Annotated in this window: 5 protein-coding genes and 1 pseudogene; all 6 read left to right on the forward strand. The window is 60.2% G+C overall.

Annotated features, from left to right (window positions below):
* Positions 1–166 precede the first annotated feature (166 nt).
* The 6 genes and pseudogenes from FJY68_12705 (at position 167) to FJY68_12730 (ending at position 6,664) form a co-directional block, all read left to right on the forward strand.
* Positions 167–1,096, forward strand: coding sequence for a hypothetical protein (locus tag FJY68_12705; protein ID MBM3332685.1), 930 nt, complete (start codon positions 167–169; stop codon positions 1,094–1,096).
* A gap of 11 nt (positions 1,097–1,107) precedes the next feature.
* A complete protein-coding gene (locus tag FJY68_12710) occupies positions 1,108–2,064 on the forward strand; it encodes a XamI family restriction endonuclease (protein MBM3332686.1) in 957 nt (318 codons plus the stop codon).
* A 3-nt stretch (positions 2,065–2,067) separates the two neighbouring features.
* A pseudogene (locus FJY68_12715) lies at positions 2,068–3,579 on the forward strand (SAM-dependent DNA methyltransferase).
* Positions 3,580–3,739: 160 nt separating this feature from the next.
* A complete protein-coding gene (locus tag FJY68_12720; protein ID MBM3332687.1) occupies positions 3,740–3,922 on the forward strand; it encodes a hypothetical protein in 183 nt (60 codons plus the stop codon).
* Positions 3,923–3,978: 56 nt separating this feature from the next.
* Positions 3,979–4,767: a hypothetical protein gene (locus tag FJY68_12725; protein ID MBM3332688.1), complete on the forward strand. Its 789-nt coding sequence runs from the start codon at positions 3,979–3,981 to the stop codon at positions 4,765–4,767.
* Between the two features lie 154 nt (positions 4,768–4,921).
* Positions 4,922–6,664, forward strand: coding sequence for a formylglycine-generating enzyme family protein (locus FJY68_12730; protein ID MBM3332689.1), 1,743 nt, complete (start codon positions 4,922–4,924; stop codon positions 6,662–6,664).
* Positions 6,665–7,322 lie beyond the last annotated feature (658 nt).

Here is a 7,322-nt window from a genome sequence, read left to right on the forward strand (position 1 = left end):
TGATTCATCCCTACATTCTACGAGACCCCATGGCCAGTTGATCGCCTGCCGTCTTCCGCCGTTTCGACCGGCCATTTTGCAGACAACATAGCACACAACTGAATGCCGCCCCGAGCTCGCCGTCCATCCCTTGACTCGGCGCAAGTCAGGCATATTCTAGACGTCCATGGGAGCTTCTCCTGCCGCATTGGCGGCTGACCTTGTGCAGCGGTTCTCCCGCGACCGCAAGGTCTTCCTGTCCCTTGAGTACATGGAAGAACAACTCCGACCTGCGATTGTGGTTTGGCGTTTGGAGTTTGGCGTTCGCACTTTCCTCGGCGCGACCAAGGCCCCGGACTACACCTTCCGCATCGGCGGCCGCCGCGTCTTCTTCGCCGAGGCCAAAAAGCCGGCCGTGCGCATCGCCGACGACGCAAGCCCCGCGTTCCAGCTCCGCCGCTACGCCTGGACCTCCAAGCTCCCGGTCTCGCTCCTCACCGACTTCGAAGAATTCGCGGTCTACGACTGCCGCATCCGTCCGTTCCAGACCGACAAACCCGCGACCGCCCGCACCATGCTCCTCGGCTACACCGACTACCTCGAACGCTGGGATGACCTCGCGGGCCTCTTCTCGCCCGACGCCATCCAGAAAGGCTCGCTCGACCGCTACGTCGAATCGACCAAGACGAAGAAAGGTACGGCCGCGGTTGATGACGCCTTCCTCGCCGAGATCGAGAAGTGGCGCGACTCACTCGCCAGGAGCATCGCCCTCCGCAACCCACGCCTCTCGACCCGCCAGCTCAACTTCGCGGTCCAGCGCACCATAGATAGGCTGATATTCCTCCGCATCTGCGAAGACCGTGGCATCGAACACTACGCCTTCCTCCAATCGCTCATGAACGGAGAGCGAGTCTACCCGCGCCTCGTCAAACACTTCCGCGACGCCGACGACCGCTACAACTCCGGCCTCTTCCACTTCCGCGCAGGGCGACGGGACATGACCGAAATGTCCGACATTTCGGATCGTGTCCCAAGCCCCACCGACCCCGAGGTCTTTCTGTCCCCTGACTGCGCGGAAGAGCAGCTCCGCGATTTCCACTGTATACTCTCACGATGAGGTAACAACCAATGCCAGTAAACAGCAACAAGCCCTCCCGATGGAAGAACGATATCGTCCAGTCCGTTGACATGTACAATGACTGGTTCATGCGTTTTGCACCCAAGGCATATCGCGACACTCGGATCAAGACCACCGAGACTGTCAGGAAGGCCATGGAGAAAACACGTGGACTCATGAAGCTCGATGCTGATACGTTACAGGCACACCCCGAGGTACTGTGCGTCCTTCGAATGGCGACCTGTCCGCCTATCGCAGTCGACCGGCTCATCGGCCTTGCCGGAGTTGAAGGTAGCTTGGTGAAGTCCATGGAGGATTCTCTCCGGGTTCCTCCAAAGATGCCGCCTCCGAGAGTAGCTGAAGGCCTCTCCCGTATCGGAAACATCATCCAGAAGCTCCAGGATGGAGACATCCTCGTATGGATCGACGGGCAACGAGAACCGACCGAAGACGAGGCGCAGCGCGCATCGACCGTGATCGCGGACCGGCTGTGCGGCGCTCAGGCCAACCCGATAATCCGCAACGCGCAGGAGCAGCGTCAGCTTGACAAGGTCAAAGACTGGCTTGTCGCGCGAGGCTACAGGCAAGTCGAACCAGCGGAGGTCGCGGACTACCGGAGGATGCAGCCGGGAACATTCTGCTTTCGGCTGAACGTCCGCGTGCTGCAGAACAAACGTCAGGTGAATGTGCCGGTAGACATAGTCATCATGCCGAACAGCCCCGTTGGTCCGCGGCGTCCTCTGCTCGTAGAAGCCAAGTCCGCGGGCGACTACACAAACGTGAACAAGCGCCGGAAAGAGGAAGCTACGAAGATGAAGCAATTGCGCGACACGTACGGGCGAAAAGTGAGGTACGTGCTCTTCCTGGGCGGCTACTTCGACTCAGGTTACCTTGGGTATGAAGCATCAGAAGGCATCGACTGGGTCTGGGAGCATCGCATCGATGATTTCGGACGGATGGGTCTATAGGCAGTGACGAAGACGAGGGAACTCGAAGGCAAACGCATCGTCCTGCAGCGCTCGCTTGATGAACAGCGCACGCAGGCTGAGCGAAACCGTCTGGGTCAGTTTGCCACGCCGCCCCGGCTCGCGACCAGCATCGTGGAGGCTTCCCTCAAGCTGCTCCGCTCATCCCGTGTGCGATTTCTCGACCCTGCGTTCGGCACCGGCTCTTTCTACTCCGCTCTTCTTGACCTTGTTCCCCGCGCGCGCCTGCAGAGCGCGGCGGGCTATGAGGTGGACCCGGCTTTCGGGGACGTGGCCGAAAGCCTATGGAGTCCGACCGGATTGGATCTGCACGTCGCTGACTTCACCAGAGCCGTGCCTCCTTCGGACCCCAGCTCAATGCCTAACCTGGTCGTCTGCAACCCACCATACGTCAGGCACCATCACTTGGATAGAGAGACCAAAGAACGTCTCCAGTTGTTGGTCAAACAGCACCTCGGCATAGACGTCTCGGGCCTCGCCGGTCTGTACTGCTGTTTCCTGCTCCTGTCGCACGGTTGGATGGCGGAAGATGGCGTCGCCGCATGGCTGGTGCCCAGTGAGTTCATGGACGTCGGCTATGGCCAAGCGGTCAAGCGCTACCTGCTCGACCATGTAGAGACACTCAGAATCCATCGGTTCGACCCATCCGAGGTGCAGTTCGAAGATGCGCTAGTCTCCTCGTGCGTCGTCTGGTTCCGCAATGTCAGGCCGTCGTCGAACCACGCGATTGCCTTCTCATATGGTGGTTCGATAGAGTCGCCCGGCTGTGAGCGGCTCATAGCGACCGACGAACTGCGACGCGAGCACAAGTGGACGAGGTTCCCCGCGAAAACAACGCGCCCGGACCACGCGAAAGTCAGACTCGGGGATTTCTACATCATTCGTAGGGGGATAGCTACCGGAGCGAACGGTTCCTTCATCATGACCCGTCAACAGGCCGAGGAACGTGAGTTGCCTCTGACCAGCTTGCGTCCAATCCTGCCCGGTCCGCGATACCTGAAGTCGGATGAGGTACTCGCAGAAGCCGATGGCTCGCCGCGCTTGGAGCCACGGCTGGTACTTCTCGACTGTAAACTACCTGAACGTCAGGTGCGGGACGAATACCCGTCGCTCTGGCGTTACCTGGAAAGCATCCGTTCCGACGTAGCTGGGCGCTACTTATGCGCCAGGCGCACGCCTTGGTATTCCCAAGAGCATCGTCCGGTCGCTCCTTACCTGTGCACGTACATCGTGCGCGCCAAGACCCGCCCCTTCCGGTTCATACTCAACCACTCACAGGCGACTGCTGCCAATGTGTATCTGCTGCTCTACCCCAAGCCGCATGTCGCACGCGCGCTGGAATCGAACCCCGAACTCAAACGGCAGGTTTGGCAAGCTCTAAACCGCTGTGGCGACGGCGCGTTACTGGACGAAGGGCGAGTCTACGGTGGAGGCCTGCACAAGCTCGAACCCAGCGAACTCGCCAACGTGCCCGCCGACCATCTGCTGGACCTCCTGCCGAATCCGGACGAAGGCAGACGCGCTCCACGGAATCTGTTTGAGGAAGCGGTCGTGAGAGACGCACCGTCTCGACAACGCCGCGCCCGGCCGAAGCGCCAGCCGCGCAACAGCAAGCGGAGCCCCCGCCGTGTCGCTCGTGGCCGCCGCTGACGACAAGATGGTCGAAATGGTGGAGCGGATGCTCGACCTGCACAAGCAGTTGACCAAGGCCAAGACCCCGCACGGGCAAGAATCCCTCAAGCGCACGATACAGGCTACCGACAACCAGATCGAGGCGCTGGTGTACGAACTGTACGGACTGAACGAAGACGAGATTCGGATTGTGGACCAGCTGGCATGAGGGACTCGAAAGGGCTCTTCAGTGGAATTGCTCTCACTGGCTATTCTGAACGGGGCATGCTCAATTCTCTGCTTCACGAGCTGACTTACCGTAGGGACGGTCTCCAACTGCTCGGCGAACTGCTTGGCGAAGTCTGGTTCCCCTGCAGAAAGCAGATATCACAAATGGAGCCAGTGCGCAACGCGGAAGTCATCGTTGAGCAGTCATTATCTGACTTTGGCGACTCCGACTGCGTCATCTTGCTTGACCGTGACGGCCACGGCCAGACAGCGTTTGTGGAAGCCAAGGTCGCAACTTCTCAGGTTCCATCTCGGTACTTCAGGCGCGAGTTCGACTTCTTTAGAAACGACGTCGGCCGCAACGGTAGGCTTGGCGCTGACCTGTTTTCCCAGCTCTACCGCAAGCTTGTTCTCGCCAGCGCACTTGTGGATCGCGGCTTCGACCAAGTCGTGGCGAAAGGCATCGAAGTGGAAAACGGCAAGGAATACAGGAACAGCACAGTGCGCAAGTTGGGCAGGAATCCGGTCGTGCTGCGAGCGGCCCGCAAGATGGCCGTCCATCTCTCAGACGTACTCCTCGTGGCCGTCGTGCCGCTTGGGAAACTCGACCCGGAAGACGCCGCAGAGTTCGCTGCGTCGGCCCGGATGCTCCTAGTTGAGAACGAATGTGTCGGAGTCGATCTCGGATTGTGTCTCTGGAAGGATTTCCTGCGGAGTTTCGGACTGCTTACTTGGCTGCAGGTCGAGGGTTTCTGCATGGAGCATCACCTAGACAATACGATGGTATCGTTTCGTCACAACGCCGGTCAGATATCGGCACACCTCAAGTCGAACTCCGTAGTATGATGACAAACCCGTTGTTCAAGGTCAAGGTGACGCCCGCTCAGGAGTACCTCCGACGCACGATCGACACCACCAATGGGCACACAGATGCACTGGCGTACGGGCTTCAGAGATTGACGCAAGAAGAGGTCATGGACGTTGAGGAAGGACTGCGTGGATGAACAGGAAAGCGGGAGTAGTAGACGAGTTCGTGCGGCTGGTTGGCGGCGTAGCGGCAATTGTCGTGACGCTGACGCCTCTGTCGACGTTTGCTGCCGAAGACGAATCGACAGAAGGCATTTGGCGGCCGCTCGGCAAGAATGCGCAGGGATACGAGGAGTGTCTCTGGCTCAGAGACAGTTCGGTGATGGTGAAGGTCCCGGCAGGGGTCTTCACAATGGGTTCTGACGGTGACCAACCCTGCGAGAAACCAGCACACGAAGTCTATCTGGACGAGTTCTGGATCGACAAGTGCGAAGTGACCAACCGGCAGTACAAGCGGTTCTGTGACGCCACGGAACGCAAGTACCCACGTGACCCCGACGACTTTGATGTGCCGGATTACTTCAAGAGCCGACCCGACTATCCGGTAGTGAACGTCTCGTGGGAAGACGCGGATGCCTATTGTAGCTGGGCTGGCAAGCGCCTACCCACCGAAGCTGAGTGGGAGAAGGCTGCACGCGGAACGGATGCGCGGAAGTACCCGTGGGGCAGCCGTAGACCGGGGTCGAGTCGGCACGGCAACTTCGCCGACGACGCGCTCGGACGCTGGCACCCGGGCTGGCCGAGAATCAACGGCTATGACGACGGATACTCAAACACCGCGCCGGTAGGTTCGTTCGCGTTGGGGGCGTCACCATACGGCTGCATGGACATGGCGGGCAATGTCTACGAGTGGTGCAGCGACTACTACAGCGACGATTACTTCGGCGGCTCCACAAAGAACCCGACCGGGCCGCGGAGCGGATCGTCCCGGGTCATACGCAGTTCGTCGTGGAGTCGCGCCGGGGACGTCCTGTGTGTGCGCCGCAGCTCCAATCAAGCGTCCTGCCGCACCGAGGGCCTCGGGTTCCGTTGCTGCGGACCGGCGATTCCCAATTCACAACGGGCGGTTGTCGAGCCGGAACCACCAAGGCGCGGCTCGCCCGACGCGACGCACCCGACACAGGAAGGGAATGACACCATGCCACCGATGGATCTCAGCCCACCGGACGCCGGAGCTGGTGCACTTCCTGCGAGCAACGAGCAGAAATGGCAAAGGGATGGTTCGGTGATGGTCAGAGTCCTTGGGGGCAACTTCACCATGGGCTCAGACCGTGGCGAAAGTGACGAGAAGCCGACGCGCGAAGTCAACATTGCTGAGTTCTGGATCGACAGGTGCGAAGTAACCAATCGGCAATACAAACACTTCTGCGATGCCACCAACCGCGTCTATCCGAGCGACCCGGGCTTCCCGGGCATGTCGAGTTACTTCAGGAACCGGCCCGACTACCCGGTCGTGAACGTCTCCTTTGACGACGCGCAGGCCTACTGCGAGTGGGCGGGTAAGCGTCTCCCGACCGAGGCTGAATGGGAGAAGGCGGCACGAGGGATCGACCAGAGAACCTACCCCTGGGGCGAATGGGACCCGAACAACGCACGATGTAACTCGTCGTCCAAAGCCGACGGCTACGCATACACCGCGCCCGTTGGTTCATTCCCTGCCGGCGCCTCGCCGTGTGGGGCCTTGGATATGGCCGGCAATGTCCGAGAGTGGTGCAAGGTAGTACACGATTACACGATAAACCGTGAGATGATCGTCCAAGCCAGGAGTGTCCAGCGCGGCGGATCCGCTGACCTACCTGATGCGGCTCTACGTTGCTCCTCCCGTTCGTGGCGACCGGCACGAGGCGACTACATAGGCTTTCGGTGCTGCCGCTGAGAATCTGTGGAGCAGAAATCGGGGGAGGATTCTGGGGACATGGATAATCCCGGGGTCACAATAGGTCATGATTGACACGGCGGGGTGATGGCTGAGGGCTCACCGCTAGCGGAGAATCAGCGGGGAATCGGGGGCAGTCACCTATCACGGAACGTTGTCAACGTGCGGTACTACAAGATGGTCGGACTGGTAGAACGGATGCTCGACCCTTCGGCAGGCTCAGAGCTTGCCCTGAGGAACTCGAAGGGCAGGCTCTGCAGGAGTAGTTACCCAAGGCCAAAGCCCCGCACGAGCGAGAATCCCTCCAGCACACCATCGCCGCGACCGCCCGGCAGACTGGTGCGTTGCGCAAAGCCGGCAAGCTGCAGCGGATGCGCCGGGCAGAGGAGAATGTCTGGATGAGGGACCTGAGCCCGTCATGCAGCACGCCCGACTGTGGCGTTGAAAGATGACGCTTCCGACCAGGCATGTGGCGCGGGTCGTGATCATCGACGGCGCGGGCTCCGTCTTGCTTTGCAGGGGAAAACAGGGACACTGAGCTTGTCCAGAAACCCTCTGGAGATGGTCATAGGGTATTGTCGTTCGCGACTGTCTGCGATTGACGCGAGTCCGCCCTATGCTATGCGGCCCAGGCAGGCTTGAGATTCCCACCTGCCAC

Source organism: candidate division WOR-3 bacterium, assembly GCA_016867815.1.
In the GTDB taxonomy this organism is placed as follows: Bacteria; Hydrothermota; Tepidihabitantia; order Tepidihabitantales; family Tepidihabitantaceae; genus UBA2258.

Excerpts from the sequence above, each read along its gene's own strand:
- FJY68_12705 (MBM3332685.1), top strand. The coding sequence starts at position 167 with ATGGGAGCTTCTCCTGCCGCATTGGCGGCTGACCTTGTGCAGCGGTTC.
- FJY68_12710 (MBM3332686.1), top strand. The coding sequence starts at position 1,108 with ATGCCAGTAAACAGCAACAAGCCCTCCCGATGGAAGAACGATATCGTC.
- FJY68_12720 (MBM3332687.1), top strand. The coding sequence starts at position 3,740 with ATGGTCGAAATGGTGGAGCGGATGCTCGACCTGCACAAGCAGTTGACC.
- FJY68_12725 (MBM3332688.1), top strand. The coding sequence starts at position 3,979 with ATGCTCAATTCTCTGCTTCACGAGCTGACTTACCGTAGGGACGGTCTC.
- FJY68_12730 (MBM3332689.1), top strand. The coding sequence starts at position 4,922 with ATGAACAGGAAAGCGGGAGTAGTAGACGAGTTCGTGCGGCTGGTTGGC.